This window comes from Corallococcus sp. AB030 (assembly GCF_003668965.1).
Classification (GTDB): Bacteria; Myxococcota; Myxococcia; order Myxococcales; family Myxococcaceae; genus Corallococcus; species Corallococcus exiguus.
The window spans coordinates 131502-156602 of the sequence record NZ_RAWQ01000002.1 but is presented as its reverse complement, the minus strand read 5'-3'; the positions used below and the strand labels follow the sequence as shown (position 1 = coordinate 156602).

17 protein-coding genes and 1 pseudogene are annotated in these 25101 nt (G+C 68.9%); 11 read left to right on the top strand and 7 right to left on the bottom strand.

From position 1 onward, the window contains the following. The 4 genes and pseudogenes from D7Y15_RS01145 to D7Y15_RS01130 all read left to right on the top strand — a co-directional run. Positions 1-345 (top strand): annotated as a pseudogene (locus D7Y15_RS01145) (molybdenum cofactor carrier protein); the annotation flags it as partial. A gap of 134 nt (positions 346-479) precedes the next feature. Then, entirely contained in the window at positions 480-881 is a 402-nt protein-coding gene (locus D7Y15_RS01140; protein ID WP_120580637.1) for a hypothetical protein, read from the top strand. Between the two features lie 18 nt (positions 882-899). Next, positions 900-5189, top strand: coding sequence for an AAA family ATPase (locus D7Y15_RS01135; RefSeq protein ID WP_121751434.1), 4290 nt, complete (start codon positions 900-902; stop codon positions 5187-5189). Positions 5190-5283: 94 nt separating this feature from the next. Beyond that, positions 5284-6114, top strand: coding sequence for an acyl-CoA desaturase (locus tag D7Y15_RS01130; RefSeq protein WP_120580632.1), 831 nt, complete (start codon positions 5284-5286; stop codon positions 6112-6114). Here D7Y15_RS01130 and D7Y15_RS01125 read toward each other — a convergent pair. Further along, the gene (locus D7Y15_RS01125; protein ID WP_120580638.1) at positions 6092-7507 is read right to left on the bottom strand and encodes a radical SAM protein; all 1416 of its coding nucleotides are present in this window, start codon (positions 7505-7507) and stop codon (positions 6092-6094) included. The genes D7Y15_RS01130 and D7Y15_RS01125 overlap by 23 nt on opposite strands. Positions 7508-7728: 221 nt before the next feature. On the opposite strand from D7Y15_RS01125, the gene D7Y15_RS01120 reads away from it, so the two are divergent. Continuing rightward, positions 7729-9516 carry a hypothetical protein gene (locus D7Y15_RS01120; RefSeq protein WP_148712669.1) on the top strand — a complete coding sequence of 596 codons (1788 nt, stop codon included), beginning with the start codon at positions 7729-7731 and terminating at the stop codon, positions 9514-9516. A gap of 54 nt (positions 9517-9570) precedes the next feature. On the opposite strand, the gene D7Y15_RS01115 is transcribed toward D7Y15_RS01120, so the two are convergent. The 3 genes from D7Y15_RS01115 to D7Y15_RS01105 form a co-directional block, all read right to left on the bottom strand. Next, positions 9571-10596: an inorganic phosphate transporter gene (locus tag D7Y15_RS01115; protein ID WP_121751433.1), complete on the bottom strand. Its 1026-nt coding sequence runs from the start codon at positions 10594-10596 to the stop codon at positions 9571-9573. Between the two features lies 1 nt (position 10597). Then, positions 10598-11224, bottom strand: a complete 627-nt coding sequence (locus D7Y15_RS01110; protein WP_120580635.1) for a DUF47 domain-containing protein — start codon at positions 11222-11224, stop codon at positions 10598-10600. Between the two features lie 178 nt (positions 11225-11402). Further along, positions 11403-12065, bottom strand: coding sequence for a TenA family transcriptional regulator (locus D7Y15_RS01105; protein ID WP_120580636.1), 663 nt, complete (start codon positions 12063-12065; stop codon positions 11403-11405). A gap of 218 nt (positions 12066-12283) precedes the next feature. Between D7Y15_RS01105 and D7Y15_RS01100 the strand changes: the two genes are divergently transcribed. Continuing rightward, positions 12284-13168, top strand: coding sequence for a fatty acid desaturase (locus D7Y15_RS01100; RefSeq protein WP_121751432.1), 885 nt, complete (start codon positions 12284-12286; stop codon positions 13166-13168). Between the two features lie 68 nt (positions 13169-13236). Here D7Y15_RS01100 and D7Y15_RS01095 read toward each other — a convergent pair whose 3' ends face one another. Continuing rightward, the gene (locus D7Y15_RS01095) at positions 13237-14670 is read right to left on the bottom strand and encodes a M28 family metallopeptidase (protein WP_121751431.1); all 1434 of its coding nucleotides are present in this window, start codon (positions 14668-14670) and stop codon (positions 13237-13239) included. A gap of 317 nt (positions 14671-14987) precedes the next feature. Here D7Y15_RS01095 and D7Y15_RS01090 point away from each other — a divergent pair, with 317 nt between their 5' ends. After that, positions 14988-15803: a hypothetical protein gene (locus D7Y15_RS01090; RefSeq protein ID WP_120581583.1), complete on the top strand. Its 816-nt coding sequence runs from the start codon at positions 14988-14990 to the stop codon at positions 15801-15803. A gap of 55 nt (positions 15804-15858) precedes the next feature. Here the strand turns inward: D7Y15_RS01090 and D7Y15_RS01085 are convergent, their stop codons facing one another. Then, on the bottom strand, positions 15859-18309 hold the full coding sequence (locus D7Y15_RS01085) for a transglycosylase SLT domain-containing protein (protein ID WP_121751430.1): 2451 nt from the start codon (positions 18307-18309) through the stop codon (positions 15859-15861). Positions 18310-18518: 209 nt separating this feature from the next. Next, positions 18519-19208 carry a DNA-binding protein gene (locus tag D7Y15_RS01080; protein WP_121751429.1) on the bottom strand — a complete coding sequence of 230 codons (690 nt, stop codon included), beginning with the start codon at positions 19206-19208 and terminating at the stop codon, positions 18519-18521. A gap of 218 nt (positions 19209-19426) precedes the next feature. On the opposite strand from D7Y15_RS01080, the gene menA reads away from it, so the two are divergent. From menA to D7Y15_RS01060, 4 genes are all read left to right on the top strand, one after another. After that, a complete protein-coding gene (menA, locus tag D7Y15_RS01075) occupies positions 19427-20353 on the top strand; it encodes a 1,4-dihydroxy-2-naphthoate octaprenyltransferase (protein WP_120574273.1) in 927 nt (308 codons plus the stop codon). Between the two features lie 234 nt (positions 20354-20587). Further along, entirely contained in the window at positions 20588-22519 is a 1932-nt protein-coding gene (locus D7Y15_RS01070) for a hypothetical protein (RefSeq protein ID WP_120574272.1), read from the top strand. Between the two features lie 15 nt (positions 22520-22534). Continuing rightward, complete coding sequence (locus D7Y15_RS01065; protein WP_120574271.1) at positions 22535-23665, top strand: hypothetical protein; 1131 nt, start codon at positions 22535-22537, stop codon at positions 23663-23665. 100 nt (positions 23666-23765) lie between these two features. Continuing rightward, entirely contained in the window at positions 23766-25019 is a 1254-nt protein-coding gene (locus D7Y15_RS01060) for a cytochrome c (protein ID WP_120574270.1), read from the top strand. Positions 25020-25101 lie beyond the last annotated feature (82 nt).

Genomic DNA, 25101 nt, shown 5'->3' with positions numbered 1-25101 from the left:
ATCGGCATCATCCCCGGCACCGTGGGCGCGGACGGCCGTTACCAGCCCCGGGCCGGCTACCCGAACACGGACATCGAAATCCCCATCTACACCCACCTGCCGCTCAGCGGGGAGCAGGGCACGGACCCCATGAGCCGCAACCACATCAACGTGCTGACGCCGCATGCCCTGGTCGCGCTGCCCGGGGGCGCCGGCACCGCGGCGGAGGCAGTCCTGGCCTTGCGCTATGGCAAGCCGCTCATCCTGCACGGGCCACCGGAGCTGTTCCGGCGCTTCCCGGTGGAGGCCGAGCGCACCACCTCCCTGGAGCGGGTGGCCGAGTTCCTCCTGGCCGCCACCCGCTAGGCGGCAGGCGGGCTCAAGCAGGGCCTTGGTGAAGGGGAAGCCGCCCCACGGGGTGGCAAAAGATTCTAGGATGGACGTCGTGGGGAGGGGTGTGCACCGCGCGTGCACGTCCGTCACCCATCACGTCCGCCATCATGATCAACCCCGACTATCCGTTGGCCAGCTGGTTCCTCGCGGTCTCCACCTCGGTCTTCCTGGTCGTCTACGCATTGCCGTTGCTGTTCATCCCGCTGCGTTGGGCGCGTTGGTTCGGGTGGGAGCTGCCCACGGGCAACAACGACTTGACGGTCTACTTCGCGCGTTGCCTGGGCGGCCTGGCGCTGTCCGTCATCATCGCGGTGGTGCAGTTCATCCCGGACCCCAAGAGCCACCTGGTCATCTTCGAGCTCATCGGCCTCATCGGTGGACTGATGACGGCGGTGCACGTCTGGGGCGCGGTGCGCAAGCAGCAGCCCTGGCCGGAGACGGCGGAAATCCCCCTCTACGGCGCCATGTGCCTGGGCGCCCTGTACCTGCGCTTCGCCAACCTGTCCTGAGCGGAAAGCCCCTTAAGGATGCCCTCCACGCAGCCCATTGATCCCGCTGTCGCGATGCTGGCCCCGTACATGCCGGCGGCCATCCTCGCGCGGCTTGGGAGCCAGGATGCGGACGCGCTGCCCCGGGTGGAGGGCGTGCGGGGCGCCATCCTGCTGCTGGACATCGCGGGCTTCACGCCCATCGTGGTGGGGCTGAGCGGCGCGGGCCCTCGCGGCATCGACGCGCTCCAGCGCCTGCTGACGAACTACTACACGGAGATGATCGACGTCGTCCGCGACCACGGCGGGGACATCTACCAGTTCGCCGGCGACTCCATCCTCGCGTGCTTCGAGTCCGCGCCCGAGGAAGCGGACGCGGACGTCGTGCAGCGAGCGGCGGTGTGCGCGCTGGGCGTGCAGCGCAGGCTCGCGCGCTTCGCCCGGCTGGAGCTGTTGGGCCAGCGCTTCGGCGTGTCGTCGCGCATCGGCATCGGCTTTGGTGAGGCCACCCGCATCGTGATGGGCACCACCGGCCTGTGGATGCACCCGGCGCTCGTGGGAGAGCCGCTGGCGCAGGCGGTGGGCGCGGAGAAGCAGGCCACGGTGTCGGAGGTCGTCCTCAGCCCGCGCGCCTGGGCGGCGCTGCCGGAGTCCGCGCGCAGGGGCGATCCACGCGAGGGCGGCAACCACCGGCTGGCGCTCGACGCGCCGGTGGAGTCGGTGAAGCGCCCGCTGCCCGCGCCCACGGGTGGGGCGGAGCTGGTGGGCCGGTGCGCGCTGCTCCTGCACCCGGTGCTCTTCACGAAGATCACCACCGCGCACCAGGAGTTCGCGGGCGACTTCCGCGACGTCACCTGCTTCTTCGTGCGCTTCACCCACGCGCGGGCGGACACGGATCCGGACGCGTTCACCCACGACCTCAACGCCTACTACGAATACGTCCAGCGCGAGTCCGCCCACCACGGCGGCGTGTTGCTGATGACGGACTTCACGGACAAGGGCAACGTGCTCTACGTCCTGTTCGGCGCGCCCACCGCCCAGCAGAACAAGGAGGTGCTGGCGTGCCGGCTGGCCTGCAAGCTGCTCAAGGCCCGGGCGCAGTTCCCCTTCCTGGATGAGCTGCAGATCGGCATCGCCACCGGCCACGCCTACTGCGGGGACATGGGCTCGCCCACGCGCAAGGGCTACTCGGCGCTGGGCGAGGTCGTGAACATGGCCGCGCGCCTGATGACGCACGGCGGACACCAGGACGGCGTGCACCTGTGCGCCAACACCCAGGCGCGCTCGCAGCAGGGCGGCTTCGCCACGGAGTTCGTGGAGGACGCGAAGCTCAAGGGCGTCTCGCGTTCGGTGCCGGTGTACCGGCTCTTGGGGGAGACGCGCCGCAGCCTCTTCATCAAGGGCCGGGGCGACATCATCGGCCGCAGCCGCGAGCTCAACGTGCTGCACGCGTCGCTCAACGCGGCCTTCGCCGGCCAGGGCCGCGTGAGCGTGGTGTCCGGCGAGGCGGGCATCGGCAAGTCGCGGCTGGGCGCGCGCGTGCTGGAGGACGCGGAGGAGGGCGGCGCCCGGGCGCTGTACGGCGTCTGCTACTCCTACGAGGCCTTCACCCCCTTCTTCCCCTGGAAGGAGGTGCTGCTCCAGGCCTTCGGTCTGCACGACTCGGACGACACCGAGGCGCAGCTCACGCGCCTGCGGCAGGGGCTGGACGGCCTGGAGGACGTGGGGCCGGAGTGGATTCCCGTGGTCGCGGGCATCCTCGGCATGTCGCTGGAGGAGACGTCCGCCACGGCGGGGATGGACGCGCGGCGCAAGCAGCAGAAGGTGTTCCAGATCGTCTTCCAGCTCCTGGAGAAGCTCAGCCGCGCGCAGCCGCTGCTGCTCTTCTTCGAGGACCTGCACTGGGCGGACTACATCTCGTTGGATCTGCTCCAGTACCTGGCGGTGCGCGTGGGCTCGCACCGCATCATGGTGCTGGCGACGATGCGCCCGGGCGACCAGCTCCGCGGGCTGCGCGACCTGCCGGAGTTCGTCCCGGTGGACCTGACGAGCCTGGACGAAGAGGACACGCGGGCGCTCCTGCGCTTGCACCTGCGCCTGTCGCCGCCGGACGTCGCGCTGGAGGACCGGCTGCTCGCGAAGGTGCAGGGCAACCCGTTCTTCATCGAATCCATCGTGGAGGGCCTGGCGGAGCAGGGCTACCTGGGACCGGTGGAGCCCGGATCGCAGCGGATGGAGCTGAAGCGCGGCCTCCAGGACCTGCTGCTGCCGGACTCCATCCAGGACGTGGTGCTGTCGCGCATCGACCTGCTCAGCGAGACGGAGAAGCTGGTGGTGAAGGTGGCGTCCGTCATCGGGCGCATCTTCACGCTGGACGCGGTGGCGGCGCTGGTGCCCACCCTGGGCCACGGCGTGCTGCGCGAGGCCATGGACACGCTCCAGCGCCTGGGCCTCATCCTGCTGGAGACGGAGGAGCCGTACACCTGCCTCTTCAAGCACATCGTCATCCGCGACGTGGCCTACAACACGCTGCTGGTGTCCGCGCGTGAGGACCTGCACCGCCGGCTCGCGCGCTACCTGGAGGCCCGCGCCAACGACAACCTCGCGGCCTCCGCGGGTCTGCTCGCGTTCCACTTCCTCGCGGGCAACGTGGAGGACAAGGGCCTGGCGTACACGCTGATGGCGGCCCGCAGCGCGCGGGCGCAGTACGCGAACGACGACGCGCTCTACCACTACAACCGGGGCCTGGAGCTGCTCGGCACCGTCGTTCCGGTGGACCCGGAGGTGACGCTGCTCCAGACGCGCCGGGTGATGCAGGAGCTGGCGGAGACGCTGCTCCAGGCAGGCCACTACGCCAACGCCATCCTGATGTTCGAGCAGTGCCTGGTGGACGAGGAGGAGCCCCCTCGCCAGGCGGAGCTGCACCTGGGCCTGGGCCGCGCGCACCAGGAGAAGGGCGAGTCCGCGCTCGCCACGCAGCACCTGGAGAAGTCGCTGGTGCTGAGGGGCCGCAGCCTCCCCGGGAGCCTGGCCGCGCTGGGCCTGCGCACGCTGGCGAACCTGGTGCTCCGGGGGCTCGCGACGCTGCTGCCCTTCATCTTGCGTCCGCTGCCGGCGGCGAGGCTGGGCAACTACCTGCAGCAGCTGTCCACGCTCAACTCTCTCATCCGCATCTACTACTTCGCGGACATCACCAAGCTCACCTGGGCGACGCTGGTGTCCACCAACATGGCGGAGCGCTCGCGCAACGACTACGCCATGAGCATGGCGCGCGGTTACTACGGCACGCTCTTGTTCGGAGCGGGGCTGCTCAAGCGCTCGCGCTACCACTGTGAGAAGGCGCTGGAGTACGCGCGCCGCTCCAAGGATCCGGTGGCGGAGGGGCTCGCGCTCAGCCGCCTGGGCATCCAGGCCTTCTTCGCCAACGAGCTGGAGCGCGCGCGCGAATTCCAGGAGGAGGCCGTCTCCACGCTGCGCCAGGTGGGCGAGCGCTGGGAGCGCCAGACGTCGCTGATGATGCAGGCCACGGGCGAGTTCCTCCACTCGCGCTTCCGCACGGCGGTGGCGCTCTACGAGCAGATGGGGACCATTGGCGTGGAGCTCAACGCGCTGATGCACCAGGGCTGGGCGCACTCGTGGGCGCCCATGTGCCGCTACCTGTTGGGCGAAGGTGACGTGGGCGAATTGTGCGCGGAGCTGGAGCAGGGCCTGCGCATCAGCGAAGAGGTGGCGGACCTGGCCAACCAGTGCGCCAGCCTCAACCACCTGGCCAACGTCACGGTGCGCGAGCACCAGGTGGAGGAGGCGGCGCTCGTCGCGGTGCGCTGCTTCGAGAGCATCTGGAGCTATCAGGTGCTGGTGCCCTTCCTCCAGGTGGGGCTGGTGGACGCGGCGGAGGCGGCCCTCTTCGCGCTGGAGGAGGGCGCCACGGTGGTGCCGCGCAAGAAGCTGCTGAAGGTCGTGCGGCTGTCCTGCCTCAAGGCGCGCGTCATCGCGAGGCTCTATCCGTACCTGAAGGGCCCGGCGCTGCGCGTGACAGCGCGCTCGCTGGCCCTGCGCAAGGGACCCAAGGCCGCGGAGCCCGTGTTCCTGGAGGCCATCGCCGTCCTGGAGAAGAGCCCCAACCGCTGGGAGACGGGCGTGGCCTACTTCGACGCGGCGGTGGCGCTGCCGAACCGGCGCGAGGAGTTCCTCGCCCGAGCGCGCGCCATCTTCACGGAGGTGGAGGCCCGCGCGGAGCTGCGCCGCATGGACCGCTCGCTTCCAGGCCACCCTCCAGGCCCCGCCGGTGGAGGCGCTTGTTGCTCCCCAGGCCTCAAGGTCCCGTGACGCTCGCGTGATGTGACGCGCCTGACGCATTCCTTGTCCCGTCAGGCGGGGCCCCTAGACTGCGTGCTTCTCCTTCGACCTCACGCACCGGGCCATGATCACCGCGCCGCTCCGCTTCCAGCTCAGTCCCGTCATCGTCATCTACATGCTCGTGGTCCACGGGCTGGCCGCGCTGGCGTTCTTCCTGCCCTGGCCGCCGTACGCGCTGCCGGTGGCGCTGGCCGTGTACGTGTCCATTGGTCTGGGCACGACGGTGGGGCTGCACCGGCTCCTGTGCCACCGCGCCTTCGCGTGCCCCCGCTGGGTGGAGTACGCGCTGGTGTCGGTGGCCATGCTCACCGCGCAGGGCAGTCCGCTCCTGTGGGCCGCGAACCACCGGCTGCACCACGCGAAGGCGGACGTGGACGGGGACGTGCACTCGCCGCTGCGCGGCTTCTGGTACGCGCACATGGGGTGGATCCTCAACGAGTCCTCCACGGAAGAGGACGGCTGGCGCACCTGGTGCCGCGACATGGCGGACGACGGCTACTACCACTGGCTCTTGCGCTACCGCATCGCGCCGCAGGTGCTGGGCGTGCTCTTCGTGGGGCTGACGTTCGGCTGGCGCACGGTGCCCGCGTACTTCTTCCTGCCCGTGGTGTGCTGGATGCAGAGCACCTACGCGGTGAACTCCGTGTGCCACGCGGCGTTCGGCAAGCGCGTCCACGACACGCGCGACCACAGCCGCAACGTGTGGTGGGTGAGCGTGCTCGCGCTGGGCGAGGGCTGGCACAACAACCACCACGCCTTCCCCGCGTCCGCGCGGCACGGTTGGGTGTGGTGGCAGTGGGACCCGGGTTGGCTCTTCATCCGGGCGCTCCAGGCCCTGGGGCTGGCGTGGGACGTGCGCCTGCCGTCCCGGATCAGGTCAGGACCTGCGGCGTGAGGCCCAGCGCGGGCATCCGCTCCGCGTCCCACGCCTCGATGGCGTCCAGCCCCGCGATGTAGCGGCGCTCCTTGTTCTTCACCGGGTTGCGGATGCTGACGATCTCCGGCCCGGAGAAGAGGATGGTCTGCTTGTATCGGGGCAGGTCGCTCATCATCAGCTTGGACGCGTAGTGCCGCGCGATGTTGGGCAGGCTGCCCAGCGTGTGGCACAGCCGCTGGAAGTGCTCCACCACCTCCGACGCGTGCATCTGCTTGGGCCGGTGGCACAGCGTGTAGCCGTCGTAGTCACGGCTGGTGGTGCCGGGCAGCAGCCGGTCCTCGGCCTTGAGCTCGCGGAAGAAGGGCGTCTCCGGATACGGGCACACGATGCCCAGGAACGTGACGGAGAAGTACTTCAGGTCCGCCAGGTAGTCCGGCAGCCGGTGCAGGTACTCGTTGGTGTCGCCGTCCGAGCCGACGATGAGCCCGAAGGACAACAGGATGCCGGCGGAGAAGACGCGGCGGATGACGGCATCCACCTCCGACAGCTTGTTCTGCCCCTTGTTCATCGCCTTGAGCGACTCCGGGTTGAGCGACTCCAGGCCGGTGTAGACGTAGCGGCAGCCCGCCTTCGCCATCAACTTCACCAGCGAGTCGTCCTTCAGCACGTTGAAGGTGAGCGCGCAGCCCCACGTCTTCTTCAGGGGGATGAGCGCTTCACACAGCGCGCGCAGGTACTTGGGCGAGCCGCCCAGGTTGTTGTCCAGGAAGACGAACGCGTCCCCCATCAGCCCCAGGAAGTTCGGGTTCCAGCGCATGCGCGTCTGGATTTCGTCGATGACCTCCGGGATGGGCCGGAAGCGGTAGCGCTCGTGGCCGGTGAGCACGCAGAAGTTGCAGGTGAAGGGGCAGCCGCGGGACGCCTCGATGCCCGGCAGGCGCACCTTGTTGTGCGTGAAGTCGATGAGTTCGTAGCGGTACGGCCGGATGGCGGCGGCGCCCTGGGACGGCAGGCTGTAGCGGGGCTTCAGCTCGCCCTTCTCGAAGTCCGCGATGAGCGCGGGCACGTTGGACTCCGGCTCCCCGGTGATGACCGCGTCGAAGTACTTCGCCGCGTCGTCGGGGAAGTGGCCCGCGTGCCGGCCTCCCGCCACCGTCGTCATGCCGCGCTGACGGAAGAGGGTGGAGAGGACCTTGGTGTGCTCGTAGTACGAGTGCAGGTACGAGAAGAAGACGAGGTCCCAGTGCCGGTCCAACGGCAGCTCCGCCTCCTTCTCGTTGAAGATCTCCACCTCCGCGTGCTCCGGGCACAGGCCCGCGATGAGCTCCGGCACGGAGGACTGCATGATGGAGGGTTCCTTGATTCGCAGCCGGGTCGGATGGGTGTACGTGGCGATGATGGCGATGCGCATGCGTGCGGGCCCGGCGGCGGCGCGGACGAAACGAGGCGCGCTCGCATTCGTGTTTTCACCTGCCGGACCGCGTCCCCCTTCGTCGGCGGAGGATCACCCGGAGTCCGGACGGTGGCAAAGGATCTCCATCGCACGCGCCGCACTCCGCGTGTTTCCGGTGGCAGCGGACGACCCAGGAGGACCTATCTCGTGTGGGGGCCGTGCTGATAGATCTTTGAAACATGGATACTTCTCCTTCGCCAGCCGCCCCGGGTTGGCCGTTTAAGCGTTACTTCTGGATTTCCATCGTGTTCGCGGTGGCGCTGGGCTCGCTCGCGTTGCGCTCGGGATTCATGCCGGATGACTTCATCTGGCTGGGCGTCTGGGACAACATTCCGCCGCCCGCGCCGCTGGGGAACACGCCCCTGGACGTGTACCGCACGGCCACGGGCATCCCGGAGCACACGCTGCACCTGGCGCAGGTGGGCGTCTTCCCGTGGTGGGTGGAGCCCACCGTGCGCGTCGCGTTCTTCCGGCCCCTGGGCAGCCTGCTCTACGGACTGGACCACGTGCTCTACAACCGCGTGGCGGTGGCCTACCAGTTCCACTCGTTGCTCTGGTACGTGGGCCTGGTGGTGCTGGCGGGCGTGCTGCTCAAGCGCGTGCTGCCCACGGCGGTGGCGGGTGTGGCGATGTTCCTCTTCGCCATCTGGGGCTCGCACGCGGCGGTGCTGGGCTGGCTGTCCTACCGCAGCGTGGTGATGTCGCTGCTCTTCGGCGTCCTCGGCATCTTCCTCCACGTGAAGTGGCGGGAGGAGAAGCGCACGAGCACCCTGGTGGGCGCGCTGGTGTCCTTCGCGCTGGCGCTCCTGTGCGGCGAGACGATGGTCATCCTCAGCCCGTACGTGCTGGCCTACGAGGCCTTCTCCGGCCCGGGGCAGGCGAAGGACAAGCTCAAGGGGCTCATCCCCTTCGGCGTGCTGATGGCCATCTACTTCGCGGCGTACCGGGCCATGGGCTACGGCGCGGGCGGCTCGGACATGTACCTGGACGCCCTGGGCACGCCCGTGGCGTGGTTCCAGGCGATGCTCGGGCGCGTCCCGGCCGCCATCGCGGGCCTGACGCTGAACGCGCCTCCGGACTTCATCTTCGACCAGTCCCTGGTGCCCCTCTTCACCCTCCTGGGCGCGGTGGGTTTCACGCTGTTCGCGCTGCTGGTGTGGGGTGTGTGGCCCCGGCTGGAGGCCGCGGAGCGCCGCACGGTGGGCTGGATGCTGACGGGCGCGTTCGTGGCCACGTGGATGTCCAACTCCGCCTTCGCCGGCTCGCGCACGCTCATCGTGCCCAGCCTGGGCATGGCGGTGGGCCTGGCCGTGGTGCTGCGCCACGCGTGGAAGGGGCGGGCGAAGACGTTCCGCGCGGGCGCGGTGCTGGCCGGCGCGGCGGTGATGGCCTTCATCCATGTCGTGGGCTCGCCGTACCTCTGGTGGCAGACCATGGAGCAGTACTCCCAGGCGGACGCGCTCATGGGCCGCGTGCAGGCGCGCTACGAGGAGGCGTTCGATCAGACGAAGCTCTCCAATCAGCGCGTGGTGGTGCTCAACGCCCCCAACGGCATCATCGGCATCTACGGCTCCGTGCGCTGGTGGTCCTCGGGCAATCCGCTGCCGAAGGCCTGGTGGGTGCTGTCCTATTCGCTCTACGAGCAGAAGGTGACGCGCACCGGCCCGAACTCGGTGGAGCTGGAGCTCACCAAGGGCGGCCACTTCCTGGACTCCGTGGAGGAGCGCATCCACCGCGCCGCGCGCCACCCGGTGCACAAGGGCGACGAGTTCGACATGAAGGGCATGATGGTGCGCATCGAGGAGGCGGACGCGGAGGGACCCACGCGCATCTCCTACACCTTCGATGTGCCGCTGGAGGACCCGTCGCTGAAGCTGGTCCAGTGGCAGAACAAGAAGGTGGTGCCCTGGGTGCCGCCGGCCGTGGGTGGACCGTCGTCTTCCCTCAACGTCCGGGTCGTGCAGTAGGGCAGGGCAGCAGCAGGTGGCGCGGGGGACTGCTCCCCCGCGCCCGGGCTTTCTTCAGCCCACCAGCCGAACCACGGCCAGCGTGATTCCGTAGACGATGACGGACACCAGCGCGGCCGCGGGGATGGTGAACACCCACGCCCAGATGATGCGGCCGGCGGTGCCCCACTTCACGGCCCGCCAGCCGCGCGTGGACCCCACGCCGACGATGGCGCCGGTGATGGTGTGCGTGGTGGAGACGGGGATGCCCAGCTCCGCCAGCGCGATGATGGTGACGCCGCCGCCCGTCTCCGCGCTGAAGCCGCCAATGGGCGCCAGCTTCGTGAGGCTGTGGCCCATGGTGCGGATGATGCGCCAGCCGCCGAAGAACGTGCCCATCGCGATGGCGGCGTGGCAGGAGATGATCATCCACCAGTCGATGTGGAACGGGCGGTCGCGCCAGATGGTGCCGAAGAGCACCACCGCGATGATGCCCATGACCTTCTGCGCGTCGTTGGTGCCGTGGCTGAAGGAGAAGATGGCGGACGACACCAGCTGCAGCCGGCGGAACCAGGTGTCCACGCGCAGCGGCGTCTGACGGTGCACCGCCCAGGTGCTGGCCAGCATCATCCCGATGCCCAGCGTCATGCCGATGAGCGGCGACAGCACGATGAAGGCCGCGATGCGCGCGATGCCGCTGCCCACCAGGCCCTCGAAGCCCAGCACGGGCAGGGTGGCGCCAATCATCCCGCCCGCCAGCGCGTGCGAGGAGGACGAGGGCAGCCCCCACCACCAGGTGAGCAGGTTCCAGACGATGGCGCCCATCAGCGACGAGAAGATGACCATCAGCACCGCGGCGGGGCCGGCGGCGCGGAGCATCTCGAAGTTGATGATGCCCTTGCCCATGGTGTTGGCCACGTGCACGCCGCCCGCGAAGGCCGCGATGAAGTTGAAGAACGCGGCCCATGCGACAGCCAGGTTCGGCGACAGCACGCGCGTGGACACCACGGTGGCAATGGAGTTCGCCGCGTCGTGGAAGCCGTTGATGAAGTCGAAGATGAGCGCGACGATGACGATGGCGACGACCGCTGCGAGCAGCATCTCAGCTGTGCTCCAGCACGACGCCCTCGATGACGTTGGCCACGCCCTGGCACTTGTCCGTGGCCGTCTCGATGAGGTCGTAGATCTCCTTCCACTTGATGATGGTCAGGGTATCCACGCCGCTCTTGAACAGCCGGCCCATGCCCGCGCGCAGCGCCTCGTCCGCCTGGGACTCCAGGTGCTTGATCTCCTTGCAGCCCGCGAGGATCTGCTCCGGCTTCTTGATGAGCCGCAGCGCCGCGACGACCTCCTGCACCTTCAGCGTGGAGAGCACCAGCAGCCGCGCCAGCTCCGTGGCATCCGCCCGGGTGGATTCGATCTCGTAGTACAGCAGGCGCGCCGCCGCCGCGTTGGTCAGGTCCAGCACGTCGTCGATGCGCGACAGCAGCGTGTGGATCTGCCCCCGGTCGAACGGGGTGATGAACTGCTGGTGGAGGCGGTTGAAGGCCGTGTGGGTGACCTCGTCGCCCTTGTGCTCCACGTCCTTGAGGGCCTGGACGCGCGTGGGCACGTCCCGGAAGTCGCTCAGGAGCTCGTGTAGGAGCTTTGCTCCCTCGACAGTTCTGGCGCATTGCGCGTCGAAGTCGTCGAAGAACTCGTCCGACTTCGGCATCAGCTTTTCGAGCATGGGGATCTCCCTCGGCGCCTGGAGGGACAGGAGCTGTCAGCCGCGGGAGGGTGGTGGCGCCTCTAGGGGGTGACACTCCCGTGACGCGGGAGTGACTACCCTACCTGGAGAGATTCGCCAGTGTTCCGTGTGAAAACGCACGGATTCCAAGGGGTTGGCGCTTGACGCAGGCGGCCGCTCAGACGACGCGGTTGCGCAGCTCCTCGAAGAATCCCACCCACAGTTGCCACATCTCCTCGGCACCGCGGGTGATGGTGGCCAGCTCCTCGTCCGTGTACGCGAGCCCCATCGTGTGGCCGGCCGTCTCCACGTGGTCCGGCTCCTGCTTCACGTGGATGTCCACCCAGGGCAGGGACTTGAGGCCCGTGGTGCGGCGCACCAGCTTGCCCAGCTTGGCCACCATGGTGAGGTCCGCCACCTCCGTGCCGTAGAGGAAGCCCAGGCCGGTGAGGTGGCTGTCCGTGGAGCGCTGGTACCCGTCGATGAGCCGGCGCGTCGCGGGCGTCATGTCCGCCTCGGACACGCCCGCCTGGGTGAAGCCCGCGTCCGTCATCGTCTGGATGAAGAAGCGCTCGTGCGCGCGCGCCGGGTCTCCCTCGCCCACCTCCTGGTTGAGGATGTGCGTCACCGCCGTCTTCATCTCCATCTGCGGGCAGACGGCGATCAGCTTGCCCAGGAAGGTGGGGAAATAGTGCAGGGGGTGCCACCACTGACCCAGCACCAGCTCCGCCTGGTCGCGGCTGAAGGCCTTCTCGTCCACCACCTCGAAGAACCGGTGCTTGATCAGCTGTTCACGGTGGGGATTCTTCGCCAGTGCCGCCTCGATGGTCTGGTTCCGCATTGCCGCCTCCAGGGTGGTCCAAAAGGGCTGGGTCGGCGTTTATCACAAAGCAGGACTGTGATTCTCGGAAATGTGGAAATACAAGTTCAACGTGACTACGTGGTTTACCGCCAGTGTGGAACGTGCAGGCGGACAAGGGCGGGCTGTTCGGGGTGGGGAATGCAGCCTACAGTTGGAAAAGCGGCATTTTTTCCCCGGCCCACTTGTCTCGGAAGCCCATGACCCTGTTCCGGCACCCTGAAGATCGCATCCCGGTCCTGATGTTCCTTGGCGTGTTCGCGCTCGACCTGACGGTGTTCCTCACGGCGCGCAGTTGGTGGGTGCCGGTGCTGTGGTTCGGGCTGGGCATCATCCCCAAGGGATGGATCTGCTCGTGGAATCACCACCACCAGCACCTGTCCTTCTTCAAGCACGCGCTGCCCAACCGCCTGTTGGAGATCGTCTTCGGCTTCCAGACGGGCGTGACGTCGCAGGCGTGGTTCCTCCACCACGTGCTGGGCCACCACAAGAACTACCTGGACCAGACGCAGGACGAGTCGCGCTGGAAGCGGGATGACGGCTCGACGATGGGGGAGGTGGAGTACTCGCTGAGCACGGCGCTGACCGCGTACTCGCGCGCGTTCCACGTGGGGAAGAAGCATCACCCCAAGGCGCTGCGCGTGTTCGTGTGGATGGCCGCGCTCCAGGTGGTGCTGCTGGCGGGCCTGTTCTGGGTGAACCCCTACAACGCGCTCTTCGTGTTCCTCTTGCCCATGATGGCGTCGCTCTACGTGACGACCTGGGCCACGTACTTCCACCACGTGGGCCTGGAGACGGCCAACCACTCGGAGGCCTCGTACAACATCCTCCACAAGGGCTACAACCTGATGACGGGCAACCTGGGCTACCACACCGCGCATCACACGCGGCACGGTCTGCACTGGTCCAAGCTGCCGGAGCTGCACGCGCAGCTGGCGCAGGAGATCCCCGCGAACCTGTACCGCCAGCCGGGCATCCCGTTCGTCTGGAGCGGCTCTGAAGAGAAGCTCGTGCTGAGCGAGCACGAGGTCGCCGCGCTCTCCGGCAGGCCCGTGGAAGGCAGCGGGGAGAAGCTGGCCGCCTAGCGGTCCCGCTGTCCCCGCTGGATGCTCCCGCCGGAAGTGCTCCTTCCGGCGGAGGGTGCCGCGGTCAGCTACTTCGGCTGCTGCTGCGGCTCCGTCGTGCGGTTCGCCGCGATGTTGATGACGTTGAGGAGCAGGTCCTTCACGCGGCGGGGCTTGTTGCCGCCGTTGTCCTCGATGATCTTGTCGATGTCGTCATCCTGCCGGTGGTACTCGGGGATGAGGTCGCCGCCGCCCTCGGGGTTGGACAGGCCCTCGAAGAGGAAGAGCACGTCCTCGCCCTTGCGCCCGAAGGACGCGCCGTCCTGCCGGTCGCGGTAGACGTTGATGTCGCGGTTGATGCGGTCGAACGGATCCGCCAGCTGCTGGTTCGCCTGGTCCACCACGTCACGGAAGTAGTTGGGCTGGCCCTTGGTGTTGGTGTCCACCACGGACAGGCGCTGATCATCCCAGCGGCCCACCATGTCCGTGTTGATGACGCCGGCGATGTTCTTCAGCTCCAGGCCGGGGATGGGGTGGTCCACGAAGTACTGCGAGCCCACCAGGCCCTTCTCCTCCGCGCCCGTCCAGATGAAGAGCACGGAGCGGTCCAGCTTGCCGTTCTTCGCGGCCTCCGCCAGCTCCGGCACCGCCGCCATCAGCACCGCGCTGCCGGACGCGTTGTCGTCCGCGCCGTTGTACGGGTTGCCCTTGCGGTCCACGCCCACGTGGTCCAGGTGGGCCATCACCACGATGACCTCGTCCTTGTGGGGGCCGGTGCCGGGCAGCATGGCCATGGTGTTCACCGCCTGGCCCGTGGCGGCGGCCACCTGCTTGAGCTCCTCCACGCTGCGCTGCTTGCCCGCGCGCGCCGGCACCACCGACTGGCCCGCCGCCTTCATCGTCTGCTCGTACTGCTGGTTGAGCTTCTTCAGCGTGTCCTTGGGCATCTTCTCGTCCAGGTAGAAGCCCTCCTGGAACATCGTGTGGCCGAACTGCTTGTGCTCGGCATGCCCTGCGTGCGCCGCGCCCGCCGCCTCGCCCGCCTTTTCCGCGCCCAGCCACGAGTAGACGTTGAACTTCTGCTGGAAGGGGTTCTCCGGGTTGTTGATGTTGGGCCCCACGAGCCCGTACTTCTCCGCGTGGGCCTGCACGTAGACGGAAGCGGCATCCAGGCCCGCGGAGGGGCTGTCACGTCCCTGCAGCGCGTCCGAGGCCAGGTACTCGAGGTGCGTCATCGGATCCGAGTCGACCGAAACGGGCGGCTCGGTGGGCGCCTCCGGAGGCACCGGCGTCGTCGGCGCGGGCGTCGGGGTGGTGGGCGCGGGCAGCCCCAGGATCGGAGGCGGCGCGGGCAGCCGCGGCAGCTGGCCGGGCGCGGGGCGCGTGCTGCCGGAGGACTCGAAGCTGTCCTTGAATGCGAGAGGGCGGTTCCGGGACTTCGCATCCGTCGTCCGGGCGTCCTGCGAGGACAGCCGCGAGACGGAGGTGAGGGGACGCGAGCTGTCGTTGATCTTCGAGGCCATGGTGGGGAGTCCGGGGGAGGAACAGCGCTCCCCAGATTATCCGCCGAACCCCCTGGGGAGTTGTGCGCCACGGCAAAGTTCCGCCCGCGTCCGGCTCATCCCTTGAATCCCCGTTTCAGGACCCCGCCCGCGAGTAAGGGGTCCTGACGCTCCGGGTGAGACCGGACCTGCTACAAATCGCGTGTTTCATGTGACATCCGCCGCTACTCCGTTTTCTCAATCAATGAATGACACGAGTGAAACAGACGGGCTCCAGGTGTTGGCGTGAGGGGTGCAGTGGGGCAGCGGGCAGTACACCCCACACCATGAGGTAACGGATGCATCTGAAGATCACGGGTTCCCTGCTGGCTTCCATGCTGCTGAGCATCACGGGTTGCGCGGGCGGTGCCGATGACGGCCAGGCCTCCGGTTCCCTGAACGCGCAGGAAGCCGCGGCGTCCCAGTGCGTGAAGAAGTTCGAAGGCATCACCAGCTGCGCGCTGGGCCGCGCGAAGGTGGATGCCGTCGCTGACGGGCTGGCGGTGTCCAACCTCACGACCCAGAAGGACGGCGTCTCCAGCAGCTTCACGCAGGCCGTGAAGTGGGAGCAGCGCGTGGCGACGCGTCTGGGGGCGCAGGGTGGCTACCAGCTGTCCGCGCGCGATGGCGATCAGGTCGTCAGCACGCTGAAGGTGACGCCGGGCCGCGAGGCGAACACGGTCAACATCCTGCCCACGTTCACGGGCTCGCCGGGCGGCTCCGCGTACCGGATGAACATCTACCGGGGCGGCGTGCTCCAGGGCTCCAGCCCCCAGCCGGCCGGGCTGATGATCACCTTCACCAACTGGCGGGACTTCCTCCGCTGGGCGGAGATGAACCACCACTTCCTGAACGACTTCGACATCGACGGGCTGTCCACCGGCTCCGCGGAGACGAACGTGGGCGCGTGCGTGTGGCGCCTGGACTCGGAGAAGAACACCTTCACCGTGGACATCAACGGCAAGTCCGTCACCGGTGACTCGGTGGAGTTCATCGAGACCGTCGCGGATGGCGCGTACCCGTACCGTCACTTCACGGGCATCGACACGAACGCCATCGCCGGCGAGTACACCATCCGCTCCGAGTCCATCACCCAGCCCACGGGCGTGAAGTAGCGCGAACCCGCGGTCCAAGCGCCGGACGGGAACACGGCCCCGTCCGGCGTGCCGCCTAGCGTCTCCCGGAGACGGAGGAGGTGGGCGTCGCCGCATTCCGGCCGCTGCCGCCCACACCCGACGCAGGGCTCACCGTGGGCGTGCGCGCGGCCTCCAGCGGCGCCTTGCGGGCCGGCGCGAAGGAGGCGGGGACTTCGTTGGCATAGAGCAGCTTGTAGGCGCTGTAGCTGCTGAGCACGCGCTTCACGTAGTCGCGGGTCTCGTCGAAGGCGATGTGCTCCACCCACTCGTCCAGCTCCGCCTGGGGCAGGGCCTTGCGCCAGCGCTCCACCGCATTGGGGCCTGCGTTGTAGGCGGCCACCGCGTAGGCGGGGTTGCCGTCGAAGTGCTTGAGCAGCGAGCCCAGGTACGCCGCCCCCAGCCGGATGTTCGGCGCGGGCTGGAGCAGCGACGACATCTCGAACGACGCCAGCTTGAGCGAGTCCGCCACCGCCTGCGCCGTCGTGGGCATGAGCTGCGCGAGCCCCAGCGCGCCGGTGGACGAACGCGCGCGCGGGTTGAACCGGCTCTCCTCGCGGATGAGGCCCTGCAGGAGGTCGGGGTCCACGCGAGCGGCCTTCGAATAGCTCTGGATGAGCGGCCGGAACGCGAGCGGCCACGTCGCCTCCCACACCGGACGGGACGCGGCGCTGAGCGGCCCGGCCGCCTCCTGGCGCAGCGTCACGCGGGCCACCTGCCGCGTGGCCCGGCCGCGGCCGGTGCGGCGCATGGTCTGGTAGAGCAGCCGCGCGGGCGCTTCCGCCAGGCCGCGCGTGTCCACCGCGAGCAGCTCCTCCACCACGCCCGGCTGTCCCAGGCGCAAGAGCTCCACGCCCGCCGCGAAGCGCGCATCCTTCTGGAGCGGGCCCGGGGGCAGGGGCCAGACCTCGTCGTTGGCCGGCGCGGCGGTGTTCAAGGTCTTCGCCACGGCCGGTTGCGCGGCGGTTTCCGTCAACCGCGCCAGCCGCTCCGGTGCGTGCTGCGCCAGCCGCGTGCGGGACAGCAGCCCGTACCAGGCCGTGGGCCGCTCGGTGGCGATGAGCTCGTAGCGCGCGAGCGCCGGGTCCAGCGCGCCAGCGTTCTCCTGGACTCGCGCCTGCCAGTAGCGCGCGCGCCAGAGGGCGTCGTCGGTGCGCGCGGCCTCCGGCAGCTGCTCCACCGACATCAGCGAGGCCAGGCCCTGCTGCGTCTCGCCCTTGCGCTGGTGCAGCCAGAAGGCTCGGAAGAGGGCCTCGGCGGCGAAGTTGCCGGCGGGGTAGCGCTTCGCGAGCGCCTCGTAGTTCTCCAGCGCCTCGTCCGCGCGGCCCAGGCGCTGCTGCGTCCAGGCCTCGAAGAACAGCGCGTCGTCAGCGTAGCCGTGCTCCGGGTAGTCCCGCGCCAGCGTGGCGTACGTCTCCACCGCCGCTTCGGGCTGCACCACGGACTGCGAATAGGCGAGCAGGTAGAGCGCCTGCGGCCGCTGCTCCGGCGACTGGCACTCGCGCGCCACCGGCTCCAGCACCTGGATGGCGCGGCGGTGCTGACGCTCCTTGCGCAGGGCGCGGCCCAGGGTGAGCTGGGCGCGGCAGGCCAGCTCGTCCGGGAGCTCCGTGCGAGGCCCCGAGCGGGCCAGCATGTTCATGGCCGGGACGTTCTGGTGCAGCTCCACCAGCGCCTCCGCGCGGCGCACGCGCCACTTCATGGGCAGGGGCAGGTCGCGCAGCAGGGCCTTCGCGCGATCCGCCTCCGGCGACAGGGGTGCGGTGGCCCAGACCTCCAGCAGCGCGCGGTGCTCGGCGTTGTACTGCCCCGCCGCGCGCGCCAGGTCGCAGTACGCGAGCAGCGCCTTCATCCGCAGCGCGTCCGGCCCGCGAGCCTGCCGGCTGTCGATGAACTCCTGGAGCGCGGCCAGCGCCTCGGGGATCTTCAGCTGGCGCTTGAGCACGCGCGCCATGGTGAAGCGGGCCTCCGGGTAGAGCGGGGAGCCCGGGCTCACCAGGCCATACTGCTCCGCCGCGCGCAGCGGCTTGCGCAGCCGTTCATGCGACTGCGCGGCCTTCATCAGGCAGTGGTCGCGCAGCGGGACGTAGTCCTCCGCGAGCGCGGTGAACTCCGCGGCGGCGGTCGTGAAGTCGCGCGCGAGGAACGCGCTCTGCGCCTGGAGGAAGCGGCCGGGGAGGGAAGGGGGAGACTCCGTCGCGAGCAGCGCCCGCGCGGACTTGTACCGGCCGCGGTCGAACTCCGCCTTCGCCTTCGCCAGCAGGCCTTCCGCGAAGTAGGTCGAAAGCCGCTCCGGCCCGAAGGCCTCCGCCGTCACCTCGTCCTGCGAGGGCTGCGCCGTCGGCGTGTCGAGCAGGGCCTCCAGCTTCTCCTCCGACATCACGTCGCCGGAGTCGTCCTCGTCGGGCGCCTGTGCCCACGCGGTGCCCGGGGCCCACAGGCCCGCGCACGCAAGCAAGACCGCTGCTGTTCCTCGAAGTCCGTCCATGCCAGCCCTCGTTCGTCCGCCAGGGACTCGGATGGATTGGCACTGCGCGTACGCTTGGAACCTGCCCGCCTGTCCCCTTGTCAGGCGCGCGTTGGCTTTCGTGCATCCGCCCCCAGGCACACATGTGGAGCCCTGCACGAAAGCCAACGGCCCGCGGACCCTGCGTCTGGCGTCTGGGGTGCTACATACCCAGGGGCGCGTGACTGCTGTCAGGGCGCGGCGTTCTGCACCGAGAGGTCGCCCGGCATGCGGGGCGCCACCTCGTAGGTCGTCTCATACTGCGCGGCCAGCCCCACCACGGCGATGCGCTGTCCCACGGTGAGGGCCTGGAGCGAAGCCTTGTCGAAGCCGGCGGAGACGTGGACGAACACCTGCACCTCGCCGGTGCCGTCGTCGATGTAGAGCTTGTAGCCGTAGGGCGAGTCGTCCTGGAAAGCCTGCGTGATGGCGCCGCTCGCGCGGATGAGCTGGCCCTCCACGGACTCGTTCACGCCGCCGGTGGTCACTTCCTTGGGCGACACCTGCTCCGTGCCCGACTTCAGGTCCACGTCCTCGGGCACGCTCTTGAGGATGCGCAGCATGTTCTGCTCGTCCAGAGTGCCGGAGACGCGCACGCGGGCCCCCAGCCCGAAGGACAGCTTCTCCTCCAGCTTGACGTAGATGCCGCCGGTGTCGTCCTGGATGGCGAAGCCCTCATCGCCCAGGGCGGAGGAGAACGTGCCGGGCGCCACGGTCACCGCGCCCTCCACCACCACCTCCGAACCGTTGGAGCGCGAGCGCGCGTCCTCGATGGAGAGCACCGGATGACACCCGGCGAGCGCGAGCACGAACGCGCCCAGCAGCGTCACGGCGCTCCGGCGCGAAAGGGAAGGGGAGGAAGGGAAGGAGGTCGAGTTCATGGCCGCCTTCTATCACCCGGCGGCCACGGATGGCCTGTATTTCTGATTGTTCCGGAATTTGCCCGAGAGGGGACTGGCGTCTGGCTTTGTGTCACGCAGCCGCCCGCCGGAGTGTAGACAGGTGATACATGAGGAAAACCGATGTGAAGCATTGGCTCCTCTTGCGGTCGGCGGGCCTGTAGCTTTACCGTGCGCCTGCTGCCCTCCCCCGGATATCCATGGCCACTCCGAGTCTCCCGTCGTCGAGTGTCGCGCTTGAATCAAGACCCCCTCTGGCCCGCGTCTGGTGGCTCGCGCTGCGGCCCAAGACGCTGACCGCCTCCGTCGCCCCCACGCTGCTGGGCTGGGCGTTCGCGAACGCGGAGGGCCACTGGCGGCTCGCGCCGGCGCTGACGTTCCTGGTGGGCTTCGTGCTCATGCAGATCGTCAGCAACCTGGTGAACGACTACGCGGACTTCGAACGGGGCGCGGACACCGAGGCGCGTCTGGGGCCCGCGCGCGTCACGCAGAAGGGCTGGCTCACGGCGCGCGAGGTGGCGACGGCCGCGGCGCTGGCGTTCACCGGATCCTCGCTCGCGCTGCTGCTGCTGACCCAGGCGGAGGGCTGGCCGGTGTTCGCGGGCGGCGCCTTCTGCCTGGCGGGCGCGGTCTTCTACTCCGCGGGCCCCGTGCCCCTGGGGTACCTGGGCCTGGGGGACGTGCTGGTGCTGATCATCTTCGGGCTGCTGGGGGTGAGCGGCAGCTATGTGGTGCTCACGCACCACGTCACACCGGCCGTGCTGGTGGCGGGGCTGTCCATGGGGCTCTTCTCCGCGGGCATCCTCGCGGTGAACAACCTGCGCGACCGCAAGACGGACGTGATCGCCGGCAAGCGCACGCTGGTGGTGCGCTTCGGCCAGCGCTTCGGGCAGTGGGAATACACGCTGGCGGTAGGGGGTGCGTTCGTGCTCCCAGTGATTGCCTGGGCGGTGCTGCCGGAGCACCGCTGGGCCTGGCTCCTCACCCTGGTCGCCGTGCCGCTCGCGGTGCGGCAGATCCGCGCCATCTGGCGCGAGGACGGCAGCGCGCTCAACCCACACCTGGGGAAGACTGCCGCGCTCGGGCTGGTGTTCGCGCTGCTCCTGTCCGCGGGCCTGAGCCTCTGATCCGGCGCGCGGGCGCGTGCTTCCCTCTGTGCGATCTGAAGTCCACGAATTGCGCGGACTCTCATAATGTGGTCAGTTTGAACCGATGAGGTGTTCTCCTCCCAACCCTTACCAGGCCTCACCATCTCCGCGTCGCGGAGCGCTGGCGGCGTCGGGAAGGGTGGGTCGCGTGGGCCCGCGCGTGAGGACACCTGCTCCTTTTCCTCCCCCCGACTCCCTCCGGCCTCGTCTTCCATGAATCGCTCAATCCTGTTGAAGAGCGCGTGGTGCGCCCTGCTGGTGCCCCTGCTGTCCTGCAACCTCCTCAAGGTCACTGATGACGAGGGGTCCACCACGGGCCGCGGTGCCAAGCGGTTCGACCCGTACCAGGGCCTCAACTCCGGCGCGATCCGGCTGAGCCTCCAGTACATCAACGGCTGCGCCTTCCTGCCCAACGGGCAGATGGTGGCGAAGAACGGCGTGCCGTTGAGGCACAACGACCTGCCGGTGACCTACCCGGACGTGTGCGTCACGCCGCTCGCGCAGAACCCGCTGACGCAGTCGCCTCCCACGGGGACGCTGCAGATCCTGTCGGACACCCAGTACTTCCTGAACCAGTTCTCCGTGTCGGAGACCGTGGTCAACCAGCACAACAATCCCAACGACCAGACGGCCGCGCTGGCGTGGATCAAGAACCAGTCCGTCTTCTCGGGACTGGACTGGACCAACGTCAACCAGGGCCCGGACGAGTGGAGCTTCTACAGCCTCGCGGGCGCGGTGGAGGACTGCTGGACCCGCGAGGTGCAGTTCGGCAACGCGAACTGGCAGAAGGTGAAGGACGACACCATCACCGTGGAGGTGCTGGACGAGTCGGGCACCCCGCGCGCGAGCCAGACGTATCTGCGCTCGGAGCTGCTGGCCTCCTCGCCCTACGCCGGCCACAGCCGCTTCTCCTGGCGGTCGGAGAACCTGAAGCCGCCGCGCTTCCCCGGCGACAAGGACCCGGGCACCGTGACGGGCTTCGCGGGTGGTCTGGACCAGAGCGCCATCACCCGCACCATCGCGCGCGTGGACTGGGTGGGCAGCACCAACCCCTTCAAGGTGCTGCGCGTGCCGCGCCTGTCCGGTCCCGGCGCGCTCAAGGCCACCTGGAGCCAGCTGCCGGACAAGCCGTTCTTCTTCCCCGTCACGTACGTCATCCCGGATGATCGCCCGTCCACCTGCACCGACGACGCCGGCAACCCGGTGCAGTGCAACCCGGGCCTGGACTCGCGGCTGGTGTTCTCGCCCCCGAAGGAGGGCAGCTTCTACAAGCCCGGCGAGGACGTGAGCGTCTACGTGGACCTGCGCGACAGCGCGGGCGCCCACCTGCACTCGCGCGACCTGTTGCCCAGCGCGCGGGAGATCATCAGCGGCCAGTCCAACGGCCTCGTGACGTTCGTCCCCGGCGTCATCGCGTCCGTCACGGAGAACGACTCCATCTCCAACGTGGCCATCGCGGGCCCCCTCCAGGATCTCCAGGTCCTGGGCAACCCCAGCGACAAGCCCCAGTTCTTCGCCAAGCCGTTCCCGTTCGCGACGCTGGATGACGCCACGCTCACGGGGCTGACGCCGGGCCTCATCGACTACAAGTGGCCCACCCGCCAGACGTTCTCGCTGCCCGCGAACGCGAAGCCGGGCACCTACGTGGCACTGGTGAAGTTCAACCGTGGAGCCATGGGCGAGCGCGTCGCGAAGCTGAACCCCTTCTTCTTCCAGGTGGGCCAGGACGAGTCGACGACGTACCCGGGCAACGTGGGCAACTGCCAGCTCTGCCACCGCGGCGTGCTGTCGCTGGACAACCTGCGCCACGGCCTGTCGGTGGACCACATCGAGAGCTGCAAGGTCTGCCACCACTACGACACGGACACGGTGGGCCGCACGCAGGAGATGGTGCACCGCATCCACATGAACTCGCCCACGTACCCGGCGAACCGCGCGGACTGCACCGTGTGCCACCTGACGCGCAAGAGCACGGAGCGTCCCAGCCTGTCGCTGTGCGGCTCCTGCCACATCTCCCAGCACGGGGACGAGTTCTTCCAGATCGCCTTCAACCAGCGCGGCACGCCCAGCCGGTTCGGCAACTGCGCGCAGACCTGTCACGGCGGCGATCAGCTTCCCGCCAGCCACATCCTCCCCGCGAAGTAGGGGAAGCACCCCGCCATGCAAAGAGCTCTCTTCGTCGGAACGCTCCTCGGCGCGGCCCTGCTGAACGCCGGCTGCCAGGAATCCTCCAACAACCCCTCGGCGTCGACCTTCACGCCGCGCCCCACGTATGAGAACCGCGAGCCGGAGGGCCTCACCTCCCGGCTGAACGGCTTCACCGTGGACCCGGAGGCCTACTTCTTCAACCTGGCGGCCTGCGCGCCGCCGCCCGCGCAGTGCCCGCTGCCGCCGCTGTACGCGGAGTTCAGCCCGCTCCTGCAGCGCGCGGTGGTGCAGAACGCGCCCATCACCCTGCTGGACAGCGCCACGGGCCAGGTGCTCGCGGAGAGCGGCGTGTTCGCTGCATCGGACGCCCATGGCGTCTGGACGCTGGACAAGGTGCCCACGCGCCGGGGCGCGCCGTTCTTCGTGCTGTCGTCGGCGTTGCCAGGGGTGCCGAGCGGCACGCTGGCCAATAATGCCCCTGCGGGGCCGCCGCTGCCGCCGCTGCCTCCCGTGCCGGAGGGCAACTACGTGCCCACGCTGACGGTGCGGCCGGTGGTGCCCGCGCACAGCGCCTGCGTGGGCCTGGAGGCCCTGCAGATGAGCGACAAGGGCATCCTGGAGGCGGTCGCGAAGTACCTGACCACCGAGGGCACGCTCACCACGGTGGCGGACCTGCTCAACCCGGCCCGCTTCGGCGGCGTGACGGTGTTCTGGCTGTACCGGCCGGGCTTCCCCGTCTTCCGCGTGCCAGCTGCGAACACCACCGTGGTGGCCAGCGCGGGCCGCGTGCTGAACATCGAGTGGGCGCCCCCAGGCGCGCTGCCGCCGCCGCTGGCGCCGTTCCAGTCCACGCGCGGCTTCTTCATCCCGCCGGGGCCGCCGGCGCCGAACAGCTCCCTGGGCGTCGTCGCTGTCGTCCACCCGCCGCTGCCGCTGCCGCCGATGGGGCCGCCGCCGGTGGTCCACTACGAAGCGGTGGACTCCACCACCAGCGACCCGGAAGGGCGCCCGTGGGTGCTCCAGCCGCTGGATCTCCCCGTGGCCCCGGGCAGCGTGACGTTCGCTGGCCTCCAGATGTACAGCAAGACGCCCTCGACGACGCCTTCGATTCCCCCGCCCAGCACCTGTCTGCCGGGCCAGTAGCCGCCTCACCCGTCCCAACACCGGCGCTCTGTCCACTCCTCCCCCGTGGAGCAGACGGAGCGCCGTGTGCCGTCCCCGTTCATCCGGAGAAGCGTTCCCCATGATGAAGAAGATCCTGATCGCCATTGGTGCGTTGGTCGCCCTGGTCCTGATTGGCGCGGGTTCCGCCATGGGCGTGGCCACCCACAAGATCAACAAGACGTACGACTATGTCGCGCTGCCCAACATCACGCGGGACAGCTCTCCTGAGGGCATTGCCCGCGGTGAGCAGGTGTTCCGCGCGGTGTGTGGCGAGTGTCACGCGGGCGGAGGCAACACCAAGCCCGTGGGCGGCCGGATGTTCGACTTCCCGGCCGAACTGGGCACGTTCTACTCGGCGAACATCACCTCCGACATGGAGAAGGGCGTGGGCGCCTGGACGGACCAGGAGATCGCCCGCCTGGTGATCAACGGCATCGACAAGAACCACCACTTCCGCCCCATGCCCCCGTTCCCCAACATGGGTGACAAGGACATCGCGGCGGTCATCGGCTTCATGCGCTCCGGGCACCCGGACTTCGCGCCGGAGAAGCAGCAGCCGCCGCGCTCCGAGCTGACGCCCCCGGGCCGGATGGCGTTCGCGTTCGCCATGGGCATCAACGACAAGGGCCGCACGGAGCCGGTGCCCGTGCCCGCGAAGGCGGCGGACTCCGTGGAGTACGGCCGCTACCTGGCCTCCAGCGTCTACGACTGCACCTTCTGCCACTCGCCCGGCCTGGAGAGCAGCGCGGTGAAGATGCAGCACCCGGAGACGCTGCTGAGCGGCGGCTTCGAGTTCGACATGGTGCCGCTGGGCGGCGAGGGCAAGCTGCTGTCGCCCAACATCACCCCCAGCGAGACGGCCGGCATCGGCAAGTGGACGCTGGACGAGTTCAATCACGCCATGGTCACGGGCATCACGCCCGGGGGCTACATCCTGCGCGCGCCCATGCCCAAGTACCGCTACGCGGACGCCGTGGAGCTCTCCGCCCTCTACACCTTCCTGCGCTCCATGAAGCCCAACGACAAGGTCGTGCCGCCGCCCGCCGGTGGCCGCCCCAAGGCGGAGCCCTCCAGCGACCCGGAGAAGATGTTCAGCTCGCTGGGCTGCGCGACCTGCCACGCCCCCGGCAAGGCCTACGAGGCCAAGCTCCAGGGCGCCAAGGGCAAGGCTCCGGAGGAAGTGGCGAAGTGGATCCGCAACCCGGAGACCTTCAAGCCCGGCACGCAGATGCCCACCTACGAGTCCCTCGTCGACGAGAACAACGCCCTCGCGCTCGCCAGGTACGTCCTGGGCAAGACGGGCGGCACCGTGAGTGAAGGCACCGCGCCCTGAGTTTGACATCGATGTGACAAAGGCCCCCGCGTGAGTGTCAACACGCGGGGGGCCTCGTGAAACATCGAATTTCTTCTGAGCG

Excerpts from the sequence above, each read along its gene's own strand:
- D7Y15_RS01120 (WP_148712669.1), top strand. The coding sequence starts at position 7,729 with ATGGATACTTCTCCTTCGCCAGCCGCCCCGGGTTGGCCGTTTAAGCGT.
- D7Y15_RS01100 (WP_121751432.1), top strand. The coding sequence starts at position 12,284 with ATGACCCTGTTCCGGCACCCTGAAGATCGCATCCCGGTCCTGATGTTC.
- menA (WP_120574273.1), top strand. The coding sequence starts at position 19,427 with ATGGCCACTCCGAGTCTCCCGTCGTCGAGTGTCGCGCTTGAATCAAGA.
- D7Y15_RS01110 (WP_120580635.1), bottom strand. The coding sequence starts at position 11,224 with ATGCTCGAAAAGCTGATGCCGAAGTCGGACGAGTTCTTCGACGACTTC.
- D7Y15_RS01140 (WP_120580637.1), top strand. The coding sequence starts at position 480 with ATGATCAACCCCGACTATCCGTTGGCCAGCTGGTTCCTCGCGGTCTCC.
- D7Y15_RS01115 (WP_121751433.1), bottom strand. The coding sequence starts at position 10,596 with ATGCTGCTCGCAGCGGTCGTCGCCATCGTCATCGTCGCGCTCATCTTC.
- D7Y15_RS01065 (WP_120574271.1), top strand. The coding sequence starts at position 22,535 with ATGCAAAGAGCTCTCTTCGTCGGAACGCTCCTCGGCGCGGCCCTGCTG.
- D7Y15_RS01125 (WP_120580638.1), bottom strand. The coding sequence starts at position 7,507 with ATGCGCATCGCCATCATCGCCACGTACACCCATCCGACCCGGCTGCGA.
- D7Y15_RS01130 (WP_120580632.1), top strand. The coding sequence starts at position 5,284 with ATGATCACCGCGCCGCTCCGCTTCCAGCTCAGTCCCGTCATCGTCATC.
- D7Y15_RS01080 (WP_121751429.1), bottom strand. The coding sequence starts at position 19,208 with ATGAACTCGACCTCCTTCCCTTCCTCCCCTTCCCTTTCGCGCCGGAGC.
- D7Y15_RS01085 (WP_121751430.1), bottom strand. The coding sequence starts at position 18,309 with ATGGACGGACTTCGAGGAACAGCAGCGGTCTTGCTTGCGTGCGCGGGC.
- D7Y15_RS01135 (WP_121751434.1), top strand. The coding sequence starts at position 900 with ATGCCCTCCACGCAGCCCATTGATCCCGCTGTCGCGATGCTGGCCCCG.
- D7Y15_RS01095 (WP_121751431.1), bottom strand. The coding sequence starts at position 14,670 with ATGGCCTCGAAGATCAACGACAGCTCGCGTCCCCTCACCTCCGTCTCG.
- D7Y15_RS01105 (WP_120580636.1), bottom strand. The coding sequence starts at position 12,065 with ATGCGGAACCAGACCATCGAGGCGGCACTGGCGAAGAATCCCCACCGT.
- D7Y15_RS01060 (WP_120574270.1), top strand. The coding sequence starts at position 23,766 with ATGATGAAGAAGATCCTGATCGCCATTGGTGCGTTGGTCGCCCTGGTC.
- D7Y15_RS01070 (WP_120574272.1), top strand. The coding sequence starts at position 20,588 with ATGAATCGCTCAATCCTGTTGAAGAGCGCGTGGTGCGCCCTGCTGGTG.
- D7Y15_RS01090 (WP_120581583.1), top strand. The coding sequence starts at position 14,988 with ATGCATCTGAAGATCACGGGTTCCCTGCTGGCTTCCATGCTGCTGAGC.